Origin of the sequence: Pseudosulfitobacter sp. SM2401, assembly GCF_042932805.1 — a bacterium.
Classification (GTDB): domain Bacteria; phylum Pseudomonadota; class Alphaproteobacteria; order Rhodobacterales; family Rhodobacteraceae; genus Ascidiaceihabitans.
This window is the reverse complement of the sequence record NZ_CP170633.1, coordinates 2,718,211-2,734,200: the sequence shown is the minus strand read 5'-3', so window position 1 is coordinate 2,734,200 and position 15,990 is coordinate 2,718,211. Positions and strand designations below refer to the sequence as shown.

Annotated in this window: 20 protein-coding genes; 6 read left to right on the top strand and 14 right to left on the bottom strand. The window is 56.2% G+C overall.

Annotated elements, in window-relative coordinates; translation table 11 throughout:
* Positions 1 to 85: 85 nt before the first annotated feature.
* From ACFIO0_RS13600 to ACFIO0_RS13580, 5 genes are all read left to right on the top strand, one after another.
* The gene (locus tag ACFIO0_RS13600) at positions 86 to 292 is read left to right on the top strand and encodes a hypothetical protein (RefSeq protein ID WP_390910938.1); all 207 of its coding nucleotides are present in this window, start codon (positions 86 to 88) and stop codon (positions 290 to 292) included.
* On the top strand, positions 240 to 959 hold the full coding sequence (locus tag ACFIO0_RS13595) for an autoinducer binding domain-containing protein (RefSeq protein ID WP_390915341.1): 720 nt from the start codon (positions 240 to 242) through the stop codon (positions 957 to 959). Before ACFIO0_RS13600 ends, ACFIO0_RS13595 begins: the two co-directional genes overlap by 53 nt.
* A gap of 129 nt (positions 960 to 1,088) precedes the next feature.
* Positions 1,089 to 1,727 carry an acyl-homoserine-lactone synthase gene (locus tag ACFIO0_RS13590; protein ID WP_390910937.1) on the top strand — a complete coding sequence of 213 codons (639 nt, stop codon included), beginning with the start codon at positions 1,089 to 1,091 and terminating at the stop codon, positions 1,725 to 1,727.
* Positions 1,728 to 1,759: 32 nt separating this feature from the next.
* A complete protein-coding gene (locus ACFIO0_RS13585; RefSeq protein WP_390910936.1) occupies positions 1,760 to 3,301 on the top strand; it encodes an AAA family ATPase in 1,542 nt (513 codons plus the stop codon).
* Positions 3,298 to 4,011 (top strand): SDR family NAD(P)-dependent oxidoreductase, encoded by a 714-nt coding sequence (locus tag ACFIO0_RS13580; protein WP_390910935.1) that lies wholly within the window; start codon positions 3,298 to 3,300, stop codon positions 4,009 to 4,011. Before ACFIO0_RS13585 ends, ACFIO0_RS13580 begins: the two co-directional genes overlap by 4 nt.
* Positions 4,012 to 4,021: 10 nt before the next feature.
* On the opposite strand, the gene ACFIO0_RS13575 is transcribed toward ACFIO0_RS13580, so the two are convergent.
* The 14 genes from ACFIO0_RS13575 to ACFIO0_RS13510 form a co-directional block, all read right to left on the bottom strand.
* Positions 4,022 to 4,792, bottom strand: coding sequence for a TIGR02186 family protein (locus ACFIO0_RS13575; protein ID WP_390910934.1), 771 nt, complete (start codon positions 4,790 to 4,792; stop codon positions 4,022 to 4,024).
* A gap of 1 nt (position 4,793) precedes the next feature.
* A complete protein-coding gene (locus ACFIO0_RS13570; protein WP_390910933.1) occupies positions 4,794 to 5,705 on the bottom strand; it encodes a TSUP family transporter in 912 nt (303 codons plus the stop codon).
* A 110-nt stretch (positions 5,706 to 5,815) separates the two neighbouring features.
* Positions 5,816 to 6,784, bottom strand: coding sequence for an ABC transporter permease (locus tag ACFIO0_RS13565; protein ID WP_390910932.1), 969 nt, complete (start codon positions 6,782 to 6,784; stop codon positions 5,816 to 5,818).
* A complete protein-coding gene (locus tag ACFIO0_RS13560) occupies positions 6,784 to 7,878 on the bottom strand; it encodes an ABC transporter permease (RefSeq protein ID WP_390910931.1) in 1,095 nt (364 codons plus the stop codon). Before ACFIO0_RS13560 ends, ACFIO0_RS13565 begins: the two co-directional genes overlap by 1 nt.
* Position 7,879: 1 nt before the next feature.
* Positions 7,880 to 9,406: an ATP-binding cassette domain-containing protein gene (locus ACFIO0_RS13555; RefSeq protein WP_390910930.1), complete on the bottom strand. Its 1,527-nt coding sequence runs from the start codon at positions 9,404 to 9,406 to the stop codon at positions 7,880 to 7,882.
* Positions 9,403 to 9,756 carry a nuclear transport factor 2 family protein gene (locus ACFIO0_RS13550; RefSeq protein WP_390910929.1) on the bottom strand — a complete coding sequence of 118 codons (354 nt, stop codon included), beginning with the start codon at positions 9,754 to 9,756 and terminating at the stop codon, positions 9,403 to 9,405. Before ACFIO0_RS13550 ends, ACFIO0_RS13555 begins: the two co-directional genes overlap by 4 nt.
* Positions 9,757 to 9,774: 18 nt before the next feature.
* On the bottom strand, positions 9,775 to 10,779 hold the full coding sequence (locus tag ACFIO0_RS13545; RefSeq protein WP_390910928.1) for a BMP family ABC transporter substrate-binding protein: 1,005 nt from the start codon (positions 10,777 to 10,779) through the stop codon (positions 9,775 to 9,777).
* 180 nt (positions 10,780 to 10,959) lie between these two features.
* The gene (rimI, locus tag ACFIO0_RS13540; protein WP_390910927.1) at positions 10,960 to 11,364 is read right to left on the bottom strand and encodes a ribosomal protein S18-alanine N-acetyltransferase; all 405 of its coding nucleotides are present in this window, start codon (positions 11,362 to 11,364) and stop codon (positions 10,960 to 10,962) included.
* Positions 11,361 to 11,936, bottom strand: a complete 576-nt coding sequence (gene tsaB, locus ACFIO0_RS13535) for a tRNA (adenosine(37)-N6)-threonylcarbamoyltransferase complex dimerization subunit type 1 TsaB (protein WP_390910926.1) — start codon at positions 11,934 to 11,936, stop codon at positions 11,361 to 11,363. Before tsaB ends, rimI begins: the two co-directional genes overlap by 4 nt.
* 1 nt (position 11,937) lies before the next feature.
* A complete protein-coding gene (locus ACFIO0_RS13530) occupies positions 11,938 to 12,405 on the bottom strand; it encodes a GFA family protein (protein WP_390910925.1) in 468 nt (155 codons plus the stop codon).
* A complete protein-coding gene (locus ACFIO0_RS13525) occupies positions 12,395 to 12,958 on the bottom strand; it encodes a NifU N-terminal domain-containing protein (RefSeq protein ID WP_390910924.1) in 564 nt (187 codons plus the stop codon). The genes ACFIO0_RS13530 and ACFIO0_RS13525 overlap by 11 nt, the downstream gene beginning before the upstream one ends.
* A gap of 105 nt (positions 12,959 to 13,063) precedes the next feature.
* Complete coding sequence (locus ACFIO0_RS13520; protein ID WP_390910923.1) at positions 13,064 to 13,579, bottom strand: GNAT family N-acetyltransferase; 516 nt, start codon at positions 13,577 to 13,579, stop codon at positions 13,064 to 13,066.
* A 37-nt stretch (positions 13,580 to 13,616) separates the two neighbouring features.
* Entirely contained in the window at positions 13,617 to 14,072 is a 456-nt protein-coding gene (locus tag ACFIO0_RS13515; RefSeq protein ID WP_390910922.1) for a universal stress protein, read from the bottom strand.
* A 122-nt stretch (positions 14,073 to 14,194) separates the two neighbouring features.
* A complete protein-coding gene (locus ACFIO0_RS13510; protein WP_390910921.1) occupies positions 14,195 to 15,058 on the bottom strand; it encodes a branched-chain amino acid aminotransferase in 864 nt (287 codons plus the stop codon).
* 173 nt (positions 15,059 to 15,231) lie between these two features.
* On the opposite strand from ACFIO0_RS13510, the gene ACFIO0_RS13505 reads away from it, so the two are divergent.
* Positions 15,232 to 15,969, top strand: coding sequence for a M48 family metalloprotease (locus ACFIO0_RS13505; protein WP_390910920.1), 738 nt, complete (start codon positions 15,232 to 15,234; stop codon positions 15,967 to 15,969).
* The last annotated feature ends 21 nt before the right edge of the window (positions 15,970 to 15,990 follow it).

Here is a 15,990-nt window from a genome sequence, read left to right as displayed (position 1 = left end):
TTGAAATGAGGGAATATCTTTACCTTTTCCGCTCATGCTAGAGTTGTGTTAAGCTTTCGTTAACTAACAAAGGGTGTATCGTGATATGAGAAGTGACTGGATTTTGGACGTTCTAACGGACCTCAAAACATTTGCCCGTTCTAACGAGTTGATGGCCTTGGCCGAACAGCTTGAGGACACGGCAATTGTGGCGATGGCCGAAATTGCGACCCTCAACGAAAGGCAAGCCGCAAGTGCCCCTGCAACCGAATACGCGTCTGGAACGCATATTGGAGGAACTAGAACAAGCTGAGGGGCTCCCGTCGCTCCAAGCGGCGATTGAAAAATTGCGTGACCTGATGGGCGTGAACCATATGGTTTACCATTGGGTCGACAGTGCCGGTGACCAATATGGTTGCGGCACATACACCGACGCGTGGCGTGATCGGTATCTGGACCAAAACTATCTGCGCATCGATCCTGTGATCGCTGGATGCTATCAACGATTTCACCCCGTCGATTGGAAGCGTTTGGATTGGTCCAGCAAAGCGGCGCGTCTGTTTCAGGCAGAAGCCATCGAATACGGCGTTGGCAACCAAGGGTTTTCGGTTCCGATCCGTGGGCCGAACGGGCAGTTCGCATTGTTTAGTGTCAATCACTCGGTCGATGATGAGCACTGGGCGGAATTCACCGAATTACATCGTCGCGACATGATCTTGATCGCGCATGCGTTCAATCAAAAAGCGTTGGACCTGGAACCGGATCGTGCGCCCGAAGCGTCGCAAGCGCTGTCGCCACGTGAAATTGACGCGATGACGCTGTTGGGTATGGGTTATAGCCGCGCGCAGATTGCGCAGACGCTGGCGATCTCCGAGCACACGGTACGGGTTTACATCGAAAGTGCGCGTTTCAAATTGGGGGCGATGAATACCACCCATGCTGTTGCGCGCGCCATCTCGCGTGGTCTGATTGTCGTTTAATATCAATTTATTAATGCCAGCCGTTGCGCATTTCCACAACAGTGCGCGCGGCGCTAACACGCTCCCTTAAGTCAGCGAACAGTACTCCTGGTTAACGGTTCATTCGGACCGCTGACATGGAGATCAGATATGTTGCGCTACCTTTACGCTAACGAATTGCCGAAGTACCCAAAACTCGCTGACACAATGTTCTGTGACCGCGCAGACCAGTTCAAAACCCGCCTCGGCTGGGATGTGACAGTCGATGCAGCGGGCCACGAGCGTGACGAATATGATGATCTGAACCCGCTTTACGTGATCTGGGAAAACGCAGATGGAACCCACGGGGGCTCTATGCGGTTCTTGCCGACAACGGGTTCTGTAATGGTCAACGATCACTTTTCCGAACTGTTGGGCGGCGGGCCAGTATCCAGCCCGGTCATCTGGGAATGCACACGGTTTTGCTTGTCTCGTAGTGCCGATGCCAAAGTCGCAGCGGCCTTGATGCTGGGGGGTGGTGAAATCATGCAAGGCTTTGACATTGAACACTTTGTTGGCGTTTTTGATGCCCGTATGGTTCGCATTTACCGTATGATCGGTTCGTCCCCCGAAGTATTGGGTAGCTCTGGAACAGGTCGCGATAGCATCAGTGTCGGCCTGTGGCATTTCGACAAAGCACACCAGTTGCAAGTCGCGCGCCGTGCAGGGTTATCGCCCGCCATTTCACGCCTTTGGTTCGAGCGCGCATTTGGCACCGAACACCGCACCCAATTGGCCAAAGTAGGCTAGTACAGCGCGCGCCTGGCCTATAGTGTCGGGTCATGAATATCCCCACATTGACCCTTTCGGATGACCAAGCCAGCGCCTTTGACAGCGTTACAGAAATGCTGCGTTCGGCGGGGGTCAATTTGGACGATCATCTGCTGTTACCGCCGGTCAGCTCCGCGCATTCTGTGATGGCGGTGACCGGCAAGGCGGGGTCGGGCAAAACGCTCTTGTTGGCAGAATTGTACAAGGCACTTGAGACCGCAGGCGTCGATATCGTTTCGGGCGACTACGAATCCAAAAAGCGCGTGAACAAACGGACCTTGGCAATCCTTGCGCCAACCAACAAAGCGGCGTCGGTTTTGCGATTACGCGGCGTGCCTGCCACCACGATCCACCGCATTTTGTACACGCCGATGTACGACCCCGAATACGAACGCATTGCGGAATGGCTTGAGGGGCGGGGCGAGCGCCCCGAGATCGAAGGCATCACAGACATCTCGCTGGACCGCGCCGCGACATTCTATGCGGGCAACAAATCTATTCCGGGTGCGCTGGCGGCGGCAGGGTTGCGTGGCTCTGATTTCATCACCGGTTGGAAGCGGCGCGAAGAGCCGCTGGACATCGGGTTTGTCGACGAAAGTTCGATGCTGGACGACAAGCAATTCGAGGATTTAAAAGAGATTTTCCCAACGTTGCTACTGTTTGGTGATCCGGCCCAGTTGGCACCGGTCAAACAATCAGGTGCCATGGTTTTTGAAAAACTGCCTGCGCCGCGCGTGCTGAACCTTGAACGCGTGCATCGTCAGACGGCAGACAATCCAATTCTGGATCTGGCGCATGCGCTTGCTGATCCGAGCCTCGAATTTAGCGATTTCGAAAAGATGGTTGAGGACTTTTCGAAAAAGGACGAGCGCGTCGTTTGGGGCCAGCGCGTCGAAGTCGATCTGATGGCCCGCAGTCCGGTTCTGGTGTGGCGCAACGCCACCCGCATTCGCCTGATCAATGCGTTTCGCGCAGTGCACGGTGCACCCGAAGATGCGTTGCTCGAAGGCGAACCGCTGATTTGTGACGGTATCGAATTGCCGATGAAACACCGCAAAAAGCGGCTCGATCTAGAAGCACGCGGTTTGATCAAAGGCGCGCAGGTGATTTTCCTAGGCCAGGGGCGCAAACCCGGATTTTCGCGGCTGCACGTGATGGGGGCCCAAGACCCGCAAATCAGCGCTGCGTCCATCGTGAAAATCGAAAAACCTGATGAAGAAGAACCGTTTATCCCCTTTGCTGCCCGCATGGGGGCCACATTTCTACACGGCGCTGCGGTGACCATTCACAAGGCGCAGGGCAGTCAGTGGGACACGGTCCAGGTGTTCGCCCCCGATCTGTTTGTCGCCGCGCGCATGGGCCGGATGGAGGCGGGGCAACCACTATGGAAACGCCTGGCTTACGTCGCGATCACCCGCGCGCAAGAGCGCCTGATTTGGGTCGTGCGCAACCGTCTGTCCAAGCCCACGGAAGGGCTGCGCGTCGATGATTTGCGCAGCATTGCCCCGGCACCTTTGACATTGGCAGAACCTGATCCGGAGGAATTCATATGAAATCGATCATCATCACAGGTGCAAGTTCGGGCATCGGGCGCGCCACAGCCGAGACGTTCTTGGACAAAGGTTGGCGTGTTGGGCTGATTGCGCGCCGCGCCGAACTGCTCGAAGACATCGCGTCTCAGTACGACACAGCAGTTGCCTTGCCGACGGACGTGACTGATGCAACTGCAATGAAGGCCGCATTTGACGCCTTTGTTGTAGAAACCGGGCATTTGGACGTGTTGTTCAACAATGCCGGCATGTTCGGGCCGATGACGACAATCGACGAAATTCCGCTGGATGCGTGGGCGCAGGTTTTGAACGTTAATGTGGGCGGCATGTTTATCGCAGCGCAACTGGCGTTTGCACAGATGCGCCACCAAGATCCACAAGGCGGGCGCATCATCAACAACGGCTCACTGTCTGCGCATGTGCCACGCCCGAATTCGGTGTGCTACACGACGACAAAACACGCGGTTTCTGGCCTGACCAAGACCTTGTCGTTGGATGGGCGCGCATTCGATATTGCGTGTTGTCAGCTGGATATTGGCAATGCCGAAACCGATATGGTTGCGTCACTCAAGGCGAGCCAGCCAAACACGGAAACGATGGATGTGCGCCACGCCGCAGATGCGGTGATGCACATGGCCGACCTACCGCTTGGCGCAAATGTGCAAAGCATGACCGTGATGGCCACCAAGATGCCGTTCGTCGGTCGCGGTTGACCTCGTTGGTTTAGGCGCGGAACAAGCGGAAGACGGCGGACGCGCCCCAACCCGCAGCGATTGCGATGGCCAAGGACATCAGGCCGTAAAGGAACGCGTTTTCCCGTGACAGCGTGTACAGCCAACGCTCCAACCCGACTTTGCGCACATCAATTGCGGTCTCGTAGCTCGACACAACTTTGCCGCCGCGCGTTAGGAAAATACGGGTGGCATAGGCCCCTTCGGTCAGGGCTGCGGGCATGCGCACCGAAGTCTGAAACAAGGTTTGATCGTCGACCGTCACACTGTCTTCGAGCAGTTGGTACAAATCGGATGCACCGCGGATGCGAATGACGGCTTCGGTAAAGCTGGCAGCGTCGAGCACGTTCATCGGTGCCCCGACCGAGCGAATGGCGCGGGGGACAGATATTTTGTAACGTAAATCTTCGACATCATTCAGGGCGTCGCGCAGCAGACCGCTGGTGGCCACGGCGTAAAAGCTGGGTGCCGCGTCAACGTCTACGGAATCGGTGTTGACCCAGATGCCCAATTTCTTCTCTTTGCGCCGAACGGTAACGGTTTCCGATGGGCCAGCGATCGTGATGATCACCGCAAGCGGTTCACCATCAGGGATCGGTTTTTCACGTTTCACCGCACCAAAGATCAGAATTTCAGAACCGTTGAACGACGTAGTGATCGCAACTTCGTTTTTGCTGAGGCCCAATACGACCTCTTCTGCAGTCACGGGCATCGCGATGAACAAGGCGGCAACCAGCCAGCGCAGTGTGTTGGAAAGCGTCATATCAATGCCCCCCCACGCCGATGGAATATAATTCGGTAGGCTGCAGCAGCAGATCAAGCGCCAGTTTAAAGCAAACTGCAAGCACCATAACCGCAAGCCAGATGCGCAGTTGTTCGGCCTTCATCTTGACCCCGATGCGCGTGCCGATCTGGGCACCGATCACGCCGCCGACCAGCAGCAAAACCGCCAGAACGATATCAACGGTAAAGTTGGTCGTCGCGTGCAGCATCGTGGTGAATGCGGTCACAAAAATGATCTGGAACAGCGACGTACCAACGACCACTTTGGTTGGCATGCCCAGCAGATAAATCATCGCAGGCACCATGATGAATCCGCCGCCAACACCCATGATCGCCGCCAGAATACCGACGCAAAGACCAACGATCAGCGGTGGAATGACGGAGATATACAGACCTGACACCCGGAACCGCATTTTGAACGGCAGACCGTGGATCCAGTTGTGTTTCTTGCGCGTTGCAGGTTTGCCTTTTGCCGTCTTGCGGATCGCATTCAGGCTTTCGAAAAACATCAGCCCGCCGATGACGCCAAGGAACAGCACGTAGCAAAGTTTAACCAGCAGATCGACCTGACCCTGCGCCTTGAGATAGTTGAACACCACAACGCCCAATGCCGCGCCAACCAGGCCGCCAATCAGCAGCACGGTCCCCATTTTAAGGTCCACGGTCTTTCGCTTGAAATGCGCAAGAACGCCGGAAAACGATGATGCCACAATTTGGTTGGCTTCGGTTGCAACGGCCACGGCCGGCGGGATGCCGATAAAGAACAACAGGGGCGTCATCAAGAAACCGCCACCGACACCAAACATGCCTGACAAAATTCCAACGATGCCGCCCAACCCGAGCAGGAGGAACGCGTTAACCGATACTTCGGCGATGGGAAGGTAAATTTGCATGAGAACCCCTAACCCCAAGGCAGGGCGTAAATCAAGATGTCTCGCCGCGATGCCGCAAAATGGTGTGATAGGTTACGGGAATCTGGACTTATCGGCGTGCTAAACTTCCATTAACGCTCTTTGACATAGGGCTCGCCACCCGCGCGTGGCGGAATGGCTTTGCCGCCCAACCCTGCAAGAATCACAACCGTCATGATGTAGGGCAGCGCGCTGAGCAATTGGCTTTGGACCCTGATGCCGATCAACCGTTCGATAATGTCGGGGCGCAGCTCGAGCGCTTGGAACAGGCCGAACAGCAGGCAGGCATACATCGCATGCCACGGGCGCCATTTGGCAAAGATCAACGCGGCAAGCGCGATAAATCCACGGCCCGCAGACATATCTTTGATGAAACCGGCCTGCAGGGCAGTCGACAGATACGCCCCCGCAATCCCGCACAAAACACCGCAGATGATCACGGCCGCATACCGCAATCCGACGACCGAAATCCCAGCAGTGTCGACAGCTGCGGGATTTTCCCCAACGGCGCGCAGGCGCAGGCCAAACCGTGTGCGATACAACACCCACCACGACAACGGCACGATGGCAAAGGCGATGTAGACGACCAGCGCGTGGCCCGAGATTAATTCGGAATAGGCCGGCCCGATGACGGGCACGTCCGAAATACTGTCTGCAAACGGCAGGGTCAGCGGGTTAAATCGTGCTGCACCGGTTAGCGACGGTGTGCGTCCGCCTTGTTGGAACCAGCTTTGCGCGATCAGCACTGTCATGCCAGCTGCCAAAAAGTTGATGGCGACGCCCGAAATCAATTGGTTGCCGCGGAATGTGATCGATGCCAACCCGTGGATCAAGCTGAGAGCGACAGAAGCCCCGATGCCTGCCAACAACCCGACCCAGACAGACCCTGACGTGGCCGCGACGGCAGCAGACAGGAACGCAGCCGCCAGCATTTTACCCTCAAGCCCGATGTCGAAAATGCCTGCGCGTTCGGAAAACAGACCAGCCAAACAGGCCAACAGCAGCGGGATCGCAAGGCGGACTGTGGTGTCGAGCACCTGAAGAAGCGTCATGTAATCCATCAGACGTCTCCCTTGCGGAAGGCCAGGAATACGCGTTCCAGCGGCATGCGAACCATGTGGTCAAGCGCGCCTGTGAACAGGATCACGAGGGCTTGGATTACTACGATCAATTCGCGCGGAATCGAGGTCCAGAAATCCAGCTCGGCCCCGCCTTGGTACAGAAATCCGAACAGGATCGCTGCCAAGAACACGCCAAACGGATGGTTGCGCCCCATCAGGGCGACGGCAATTCCGATGAATCCGGCCCCCTCGACAGAGTTAAGCACCAATCGCTCGGCCTCGCCCATCACCACGTTGATGCCCATCATTCCAGCCAGTGCGCCGGAAATGATCATCGATACCATGACGATTTTTGTGGGGTTGATGCCGGCGTAACGGGCGGCCGATTCCGAATGCCCAAAGGCGCGAATTTCATAGCCCAAACGGGTTTTCCACATCAACACCCAGACGGCAACGCAAGACGCAATGGCGATCAGAAACGTGACGTTTACAGAGTCGTCTTTGGACGCCTTGATGCCCATGCCGTTCAGCATGCTGTTGAGCGTTGGCAGGTCCAGATGCGCTGCAAATCTCGCTGAAGACGGGTCAGCGGCCCCCGCAGGTTTCAGAAACTCATTGAGCAAATAAATCAAAACTGCAGCAGCAATGTAGTTGAACATGATCGTCGTGATCACGATGTGGCTGCCGCGTTTGGCTTGCAAATATGCAGGGATTGCGGCCCAGAATGCGCCGAACGCTGCGGCCATTGCAGTGGCTGCGACCAAGGCAATCGACCAATGCGGCCAAGGGACGTAGAGGCAAACAAGTGCGACCCCCAAACCGCCCAAGACAGCCTGTCCTTCGCCGCCAATGTTGAACATGCGTGCGTGGAACGCGACAGATACGGCCAGCCCCGTGAACATGAAATTCGTGGCATAATACAGGGTGTAGCCCCAGCCGCGCACAGAGCCGACAGCCCCTTCAAACATCAGTTTGGCGGCGGCAATCGGGTCTTCTCCGATCGCGAGAATGATCAAAGCTGACAAAATAGCGGCCAACAACAACGAAATCAGCGGCACGAGGATCACCTCGGCCCATTTTGGCATCACGTCCATTTTACGACCCCACCCCGGCCATCAGCAGGCCCAATTCTTTTTCGTCTGTATCGTTCGGCATGCGTTCGCCCATGATGTGACCGTCAAACATGACCGCGACCCGATCTGATAGCGCTAGAATTTCCTCTAGCTCGACGCTGACCAGCAAAATCGCCTTGCCTTGATCGCGTAACGCCACGATTTGTTGGTGGATGAATTCGATGGCCCCAATGTCAACGCCGCGCGTCGGTTGACCGATCAGCAGCAGGTCGGGGTTGCGTTCGATTTCGCGCGCGAGCACAATTTTTTGCTGGTTGCCGCCCGAAAAATTCTTGGCCGACAAGCGTGGATCGGGCGGGCGCACATCAAAACGCTCCATTTTTTCTTCGGTGTCTTGGCGGATCGCGGCATTGTCCATCAAGATGCCAGCGCGGTAGGCGTCGTCGTGATGATAGCCAAAGGCCGTGTTTTCCCACGCCATAAAGTCCATAATCAGGCCTTCGCGTTGCCGATCCTCGGGGACGTGGGCAATACCACGGGCACGACGCGATTGTCCGTCTGAATTTTTTCCTGTTAGATCAATTGGTTCGCCGTTCAGCAGCACGGTGCCTTTGCCGTCTGCGTAGCCACCAAGCACCTCAAGCAATTCGGATTGTCCGTTGCCCGCAACACCGGCGATGCCCACGACTTCGCCGGCGCGTACTTGTAGGTCGATCCCTTTGAGGCGCTCGACGCCTTGTTCGTCAACAACGCGTAGGTTCTGGATATCCAACACAACTTTGCCCGGCTTGGCGGGCGCTTTATCAACGCGCAGCAACACTTTGCGCCCGACCATCAGCTCGGCCAGTTGTTCTGGGCTGGTGTCAGCGGTTTTCACAGTTGCGGTCATTTCGCCGCGCCGCATCACGCTGACGGTATCAGTGATGTCCATAATCTCGCGCAGTTTGTGCGTGATCAAAATGATGGTTTTGCCTTCTTCGCGCAGACGACCAAGGATGCGGAACAATTGATCAGCTTCGGGCGGGGTCAGCACGCCGGTGGGTTCATCCAGGATCAAAATATCGGCCTGACGATACAGCGCCTTGAGGATCTCGACCCGTTGCTGCATGCCCACGCCGATCTCTTCGATCAAGGCGTCGGGGTCGATGTTTAGCTCGTATTCAGCGGCCAGTTCGATCAACGATTTGCGCGCCTTGGCCAGTGAAGTCGTCAGTGACCAGCCACCTTCGGCCCCCAGAATGATATTCTCGAGAACGGTAAAGTTTTCGACCAGTTTAAAGTGCTGGAACACCATGCCGATGCCGGCGGAAATCGCGGCTTGGCTGTCGGGGATTTCGGTCTTGGTCCCGCTGATGAAAATCTCGCCTTTGTCAGCTTTGTAAAACCCGTACAGGATCGACATCAGGGTGGATTTTCCAGCCCCGTTTTCGCCGATAATGCCGTGGATTGTGCCAGGCATAACGCGGATTGAAATGTCTTTGTTGGCTTGAACCGGACCGAAGGCCTTGGAAATGCCTTTCAGTTCGATAGCAGGAGACGTGGTATTCAAGTGGGTTCTCCCATCCCAGCAAATCCGATCAGGCGGGTGATTTTCCCGTCTTTGATATCTGCAAAATACTGACCGAACTGCGACATGTCTTTGTTGATTACAAATTCGACCGTTGCTCGTGCGTGGCCGTGTTTTTCTGAAATTGAAACGACGCGCGCCGTTGCGCCGGGGGCCATATCGCCGAACATCTGGATGTAGGCAAGGTAGTCGTCGCGGCCATGAATGGGCGCGGGTGCATTTGGGTCAGCGTAGTAAAATGTGTCACCGATGGCGGCGTCCGTTTTGGTGGCGCGTGCCTCAGGCGATAGCTCGCCCCAAGCCGAGAAGAGTGTGTGAAGACAATCTGTCATGGCTTGGGGCCTTTTTATTTAGAAGTCGAGAACTGGGCAGCTGTCGTTGGCGTAATATGCAACAACTTCCAGATCGCCTGCGATGATTTTTTCGCGGGCTGCGTCAACGGCGGCTTTCATGTCCGCGGACACGAGGGCGGCGTTGTGTTCATCCAACGCGTAGCCAACGCCTTCTTCGGCCAGACCAAGCGTGGTGAAACCACCCGTTTCCATCGCCGCACCGGCGGTCATTGAATCGTACACCGCAACGTCAACGCGTTTCAGCATGGATGTCAAAACCTTGCCTGAGTGCAGGTGGTTCTGGTTGCTGTCCACACCAATCGACAAGATGCCTTCGTCTGCTGCTGTTTGCAGAACGCCAACGCCTGTGCCGCCGGCCGCTGCATACACAACGTCAGCGCCTTGGCTGATTTGCGCTTTTGTCAACTCGGAGCCTTTTACCGGGTCATTCCATGCGGTTGGTGTTGTGCCGGTCATGTTGGCGATCACTTTTGCGTCCGGGTTCACAGCCTTAACGCCTTGGGCAAAACCGCAGCCAAAGTGGCGGATCAACGGGATGTCCATGCCGCCGATAAAACCGACTGTGCCGGTTTTTGACGCCATCGCGGCCATCATGCCAACCAGATACGATCCTTGGTGCTCTTGGAAACCGATCAACTGAACGTTGGCCGGTACTTCGGGCATCCAGCCATCAATGTTGATGAACTTCGTGTCTGGGTAATCAGGGGCCACGACGCTGACCGGATCAGCAAAGGCGAAACCGGTTGTGATGACAGGGTTGGCACCAGCTTCGGCGAAACGACGCAACGCTTGCTCGCGCTGTGCTTCGGATTGCAGTTCGATTTCCAGGAATGAACCGCCGGTTTCTTCGGCCCAACGTTGCGCGCCGTTAAAGGCAGCTTCGTTAAAGGATTTGTCGAACTTGCCACCCAGATCAAAGATCAGTGCAGGGTCTGCGAATGCGGCACCAGCCGACAATGCGATCCCGGCGGCAGCGCCAAGGAATTTGGTCATGAGGGTCATAAGATTTCTCTCCCAGTTGTCTATTTTTGAGGCCGTGAAAATGCTCCACGCGGCCCATTTGGCCATCTTAAGCCAGCAGATAGCTTTAGATCAGATACAAATAAGGCCGCAGCAGGCGCGCAGGGTCAACTGCTTTTTGGGGCTGGACAGCCGAACCTTAAGGTTTTGGACATAATGACGTTAAGTGAGGCAGCATCGCATGATGATTGCATCGACGCCGGGTGCATCTTTGCGTCGATAATAGGCTTTTCGGCGACCGACGTCTGCGAATCCACAAGATTTATAGAGGGAAATAGCAGCTGCGTTGTCTTGCGCGACCTCTAAAAACGCCATGGATGCATCGATTCCCTGCATCCAAGCCTGCATCAGGGCGCGCCCGATCCCGTTGCCTTGGGCCTTGGGGGACACCGCGATTGTCAGCAATTCTGCTTCGCCACCAATGTTTTGCACCAAAGCGAATCCACGCGAATGGGTGAATGCTTCGGTTGTCGGGTGTTCCATGAGCGATGCAAATTCATCCGCAGCCCACGGGCGCGATTGCGTAAAAGCAGCCGCGTGAATCTCGGCCATTTCGGCGGGTGTCATGGCAGGATCGTCGGCGGCGCATCACGCGCCGGTGCTGCATCAGGTGCGCGTAAATAGTAGGGCGCGGGGGCAGAGGCCGGATCGGGCCAGCGGCTGTGGGCCAATTGCGCGACACTCGCCGCAAGATCGGTAGGGCTGGGTTCGTTCGGGATTTGATCCAGCATGCCGCGCGTTTGCAACGCCGCCACACCACCGCGACGCACATACATTTGATCGCGCGGGGCAGGCACGCATTGATACGGCGCATTTGGAATGCACCGCTCGCGTTGATCAAACCCGTCGATGCCGTAGGCCGGTATGCCAAGCCCCAAGGCCAAACCGCGCGCTGCGGAAACGCCGATGCGAATGCCGGTAAAATTGCCCGGTCCAACGCCAACGCCAATTGCCGAAAGATCGCTATAGGTCACGCCGTTGCGAACCAAAACGTCATCGACCAAACCCATAAGGCGCTCGGCTTGGCCTTTGCTCATGTCCTCGGCAACCTGTTCGATGATCACACCATTTCGCATCAAAGCCACGGCGCAGTGGGCGGCGGATGTATCAAGCCCAAGGATGTAAATTGGCGCTCTCATACTAATCGGAATGGCTTGCGTTCAAGGCATCACGTCCGCTGTTTTCGGCACGTGGTAGATCATCATTTATGTGCAGCCACGAGATTGCCGCGCTGGCATGGCTGTGCTGCGTTGGGGCAAAATCATCTGCCTGATCCAATACGCCGATTGGAACATAAACGTGGTTCGCAAGGTAGTCGTACGTTGCGGCCATTGCTGTGCCACAGCTGGCACAGAACCAACGATCAACACCGGCGGTGACCGGATCGGCGTGGTGCGGGGCAGGCGAAATATCCAGTTGCCCTACGGCAAATGCGCTGAACGCGGCAACAGGAGCACCAGTTAAACGACGACAAGACGTGCAATGGCAATACGTGGTGACAATCGGTAGGGATGTCGCCGAAATCGATGTCTTTCCACAATAACACCGCCCGGTGACGGGCGGTGCAATATGCGTACCGAAACTGGTAAATGCCGGTTTAGACGGCAACAGGGCGCACCTCTGTCACCTCTGGAATGTAGTGGCGCAGCAGGTTTTCGATACCCATTTTCAACGTCAAAGTGGACGATGGGCAGCCCGCGCAGGCCCCTTGCATGTGCAGGTAAACAACGCCGCGATCAAATCCGTGGAACGTGATGTCGCCGCCGTCTTGCGCCACTGCTGGGCGCACGCGGCTGTCGAGCAATTCTTTGATCTGACCGACAATTGCGCCGTCTTCGCCCGTGTGTTCGGCATGGCCAGACGTTGGTTTGTGATCCGCCGCCATAACCGGTTGGCCGGATTGGAAATGTTCCATGATCGCGCCGAGGATCGCCGGTTTGATGTGGTCCCATTCGATCGCATCCGCCTTGGTGACGGTCACAAAGTCGATGCCAAAGAACACGCCAGCTACGCCATCAACGCCAAAAATGCGCTGCGCCAAAGGCGATGCGTCACTGGTTTCGGCGCTGGGGAAATCCGCTGTGCCCACCTCTAGAACCTCTTGGCCGGGCAAGAATTTCAACGTGGCCGGATTTGGTGTCGATTCAGTTTGGATAAACATGGGCAAAGCCTCCTGAGCTGTCAGGTACAGATATGCGCCTGCGGTTGGCCCAAGTCAAGGTATTGGAACGATTCTAAGTTGGGCGATTGAATTTTAGAAATAGGGTCAGCCTGGCTTGTGCATTTCATAGTAAACACAAGGTTCGTCGTAGTGCGTTTGGATGCCAACATAGTGCATTCCAAGACGCTGCATGACCTTTTGCGAGGCTAGATTGTCGGGGTTCGTCACAGCGCACAGATAGTCGACGCCAATGGTGTTGAACCCGAAATCCATCGCGGCCTGACCGGCCTCGGTTGCGTAGCCTTTGCCGTGATGGGCTGTCTTCAGGCGCCAGCCGATTTCCAGCGGCGCGTCGTCTTTATGGGCCAGATTTTGCAAGCAGGCAGAACCGATCATGGTGTCGGTATCTTTCAAAAATATCGTCCACCAGCTGTATCCGGATTTCTCCCAGCGGGCCTGCACGCGCTCGATGCTTGTCTCAACGTCCGCGCGGGTTTGTATGTCGCCCAAATACCGCATGACGTCCGGATCCGAGTTCATCGCAAGCAAATCATCCGCGTGTTCAGGGGCGAATGGCGTCAGAAAAAGGCGGTCAGTTGTGATCGAATGCGGGTCGGGCATGGCCTGTAATCTCGGTTCTGTTGGGGGGGGGCACCCTTTAGGTGATCGCCTCTAACTTTTCTTTGCTCAGATCGCCGGGCACAATTGTGATGGGGATCGGCAAGCTGCCGGCACTTTTGGTCAGTTGCGTGACCAGTGGTCCGGGGCCTTTGTTGGTGGTGCCAGCGCCCAAAACCAGCACGCCGATTTCGCTGTCGTCGGCAATCTGCTGGATGATTTCATCGACTGCCTGGCCTTCGCGAATGACCAGTTCCGGATCGACGTGCTGTTTGTCGCGCATCCACTTGGCAAACACTTCGAAATGGGCGTGGATCCGTTCGCGCGCTTCTTCACGCATGACGTTGCCGACGCCGATCCAGTGGTTGAATTCATCTGGCGGGATAACTGCCAAAACTTCGACGCCGCCGCCTGTGTGGGCCGCCCGCAGCGCGGCAAAGCGCATTGCATTCAGGCATTCATGGCTGTCATCAAGTACGACTAGAAATTTCCGCATCTTGTTCTCCCTTAGGGCTGATCAAATTGAGATCCGACCACAATTGTGACGCAGAGTACGCGGACTGGCAACGCAATTGCGCATGCCTTTGGACGATTTCTATAAGACCAGTTGGCGTGGCCTTAGACCTCGGACAAGGCCCAGTCCCAGTACATTTCACGCACGCGACGGGTCACAGGACCGATCTGGTATTGCGTGTCATCAAAGGCTTTGATCGGCGTGACCTTCATCATGTTGCCAGATAAAAACACCTCGTCGGCCTCGTGAAAGTCTTGAAAACTCAGCACAGTTTCATGCACCTTCATGCCATCGGCACGCATGTGTTTCATGTGCCGGGCGCGGGTGATGCCTGCCAAAAATGTGCCGTTTGGGATGGGCGTGAACACTTCTCCGTCCTTGACCATGAACACGTTCGCCGTGGCCGTTTCGGCGACATTGCCCATGGCGTCTGCCACCAGTGCGTTGCTGAAACCTTTGTCGCGGGCCTCGACCAACATGCGCGCGTTGTTGGGATACAAGCAGCCTGCCTTGGCGTTGACCACGGCATCTTCCATCACGGGGCGACGGAAACGGGTGCGCGTCAACGTGGCGGCGGCGTTTTGATCTGCCATCGGAATTGCCTCGAGCGAAATTGCGAAACCTGTCGCGCCGGCTTTGGGTACGATCCCCATGGGATCCCCCTCAAGCGCCCAATACATTGGACGAATATAGACAGGCGTGTCGGAATTATACGACTTCAAACCCTCTTGAACCGCTTCGACGATGTCGCCTGTCGTCATCGTGGGCGTGATCATCAGCGCCTCGGCAGACCGGTTGATCCGGTCGCAATGGGCCCGCAGATCGGGGGCAACCCCGTCAAAATAACGCGCGCCATCAAACACTGTGGTGCCCAGCCATGATCCGTGGTCCGCAGCCTTCATGATCGGCACATCCGCATCATGCCATGCGTCTTGGTAAAAGGTCTTGATCTGAGTTCCGGTCGCCATTTTGTGTCCTTTCGAATTGGCAAAACCTAACACAGTTAGGTCATATATCCAGACCTAAAATGACAACATCCATCGCCGCAAATCAGGCAGGTTTACCGTTCACGAGGATTTGGGGTGGATGCTGTTGGCGGGCATGCTAAGTTCGGCGTCATTCTAGGTAACAGAGAGTGCCCATGATTTTTACAAGTACGGTGCCAAAATTGGCTATGGCGTTGGTGGCTGCGCTGTTTGTTGCTGCCTGTGATGAAATCCCGTCCCCCACGACGCCGATCGATAGCGCGCCGATTACACCCGGCAAGCCGTCGTCGACATTCCAAAACAAAGCCCAGGCTGAACGGGCGTTTGCACAAGTTACAGAACGTGTGGAACCGGTTGCAGAACGTGAATGCCGTGCACGCACCGACGGCAGCAATTGCGATTATCGCATCGTTGTTGACCCTGATCCGTCGCAACCGGCCAATGCGTTTCAAACCTTTGACAAGGATGGCCGCCCGATCATTGCCTTTACCATTGCGTTGATCAACGAGGCCCGCAACGCCGATGAAATTGCATTTGTGATGGGGCATGAGGCGGCGCATCACATCGCGGGGCACATCGCACGCCAGCAACGAAACTCTGCGGCGACGGCGTTGGTTTTGGGTGGCATCGCAGCACTTGGTGGTGCCAGTCAGGCCTCTGTCGACACGGCAGTTCAGTGGGGCGCACAAGTTGGCGCGCGGGTTTACTCGAAGGATTTCGAACTAGAAGCGGATGCGTTGGGTACAATCATCTCGGCGCGCGCCGGGTATTCACCGCTGAATGGTGCAAAGTTTTTTGCCCGTATCCCCGACCCGGGTGACCGTTTTCTTGGGACCCACCCACCCAATGCAGATCGCCAACGTATCGTGCGTGAAACCGTAGCCAAGCTTTGATCCCGGCTGAAACTGAATCAA

Coding starts and splice junctions, on each gene's coding strand:
- ACFIO0_RS13600 (WP_390910938.1), top strand. CDS start 86: ATGAGAAGTGACTGGATTTTGGACGTTCTAACGGACCTCAAAACATTT.
- ACFIO0_RS13590 (WP_390910937.1), top strand. CDS start 1,089: ATGTTGCGCTACCTTTACGCTAACGAATTGCCGAAGTACCCAAAACTC.
- ACFIO0_RS13585 (WP_390910936.1), top strand. CDS start 1,760: ATGAATATCCCCACATTGACCCTTTCGGATGACCAAGCCAGCGCCTTT.
- ACFIO0_RS13580 (WP_390910935.1), top strand. CDS start 3,298: ATGAAATCGATCATCATCACAGGTGCAAGTTCGGGCATCGGGCGCGCC.
- ACFIO0_RS13575 (WP_390910934.1), bottom strand. CDS start 4,792: ATGACGCTTTCCAACACACTGCGCTGGCTGGTTGCCGCCTTGTTCATC.
- ACFIO0_RS13570 (WP_390910933.1), bottom strand. CDS start 5,705: ATGCAAATTTACCTTCCCATCGCCGAAGTATCGGTTAACGCGTTCCTC.
- ACFIO0_RS13565 (WP_390910932.1), bottom strand. CDS start 6,784: ATGGATTACATGACGCTTCTTCAGGTGCTCGACACCACAGTCCGCCTT.
- ACFIO0_RS13560 (WP_390910931.1), bottom strand. CDS start 7,878: ATGGACGTGATGCCAAAATGGGCCGAGGTGATCCTCGTGCCGCTGATT.
- ACFIO0_RS13550 (WP_390910929.1), bottom strand. CDS start 9,756: ATGACAGATTGTCTTCACACACTCTTCTCGGCTTGGGGCGAGCTATCG.
- ACFIO0_RS13545 (WP_390910928.1), bottom strand. CDS start 10,779: ATGACCCTCATGACCAAATTCCTTGGCGCTGCCGCCGGGATCGCATTG.
- rimI (WP_390910927.1), bottom strand. CDS start 11,364: ATGACACCCGCCGAAATGGCCGAGATTCACGCGGCTGCTTTTACGCAA.
- tsaB (WP_390910926.1), bottom strand. CDS start 11,936: ATGAGAGCGCCAATTTACATCCTTGGGCTTGATACATCCGCCGCCCAC.
- ACFIO0_RS13525 (WP_390910924.1), bottom strand. CDS start 12,958: ATGTTTATCCAAACTGAATCGACACCAAATCCGGCCACGTTGAAATTC.
- ACFIO0_RS13520 (WP_390910923.1), bottom strand. CDS start 13,579: ATGCCCGACCCGCATTCGATCACAACTGACCGCCTTTTTCTGACGCCA.
- ACFIO0_RS13515 (WP_390910922.1), bottom strand. CDS start 14,072: ATGCGGAAATTTCTAGTCGTACTTGATGACAGCCATGAATGCCTGAAT.
- ACFIO0_RS13510 (WP_390910921.1), bottom strand. CDS start 15,058: ATGGCGACCGGAACTCAGATCAAGACCTTTTACCAAGACGCATGGCAT.
- ACFIO0_RS13505 (WP_390910920.1), top strand. CDS start 15,232: ATGATTTTTACAAGTACGGTGCCAAAATTGGCTATGGCGTTGGTGGCT.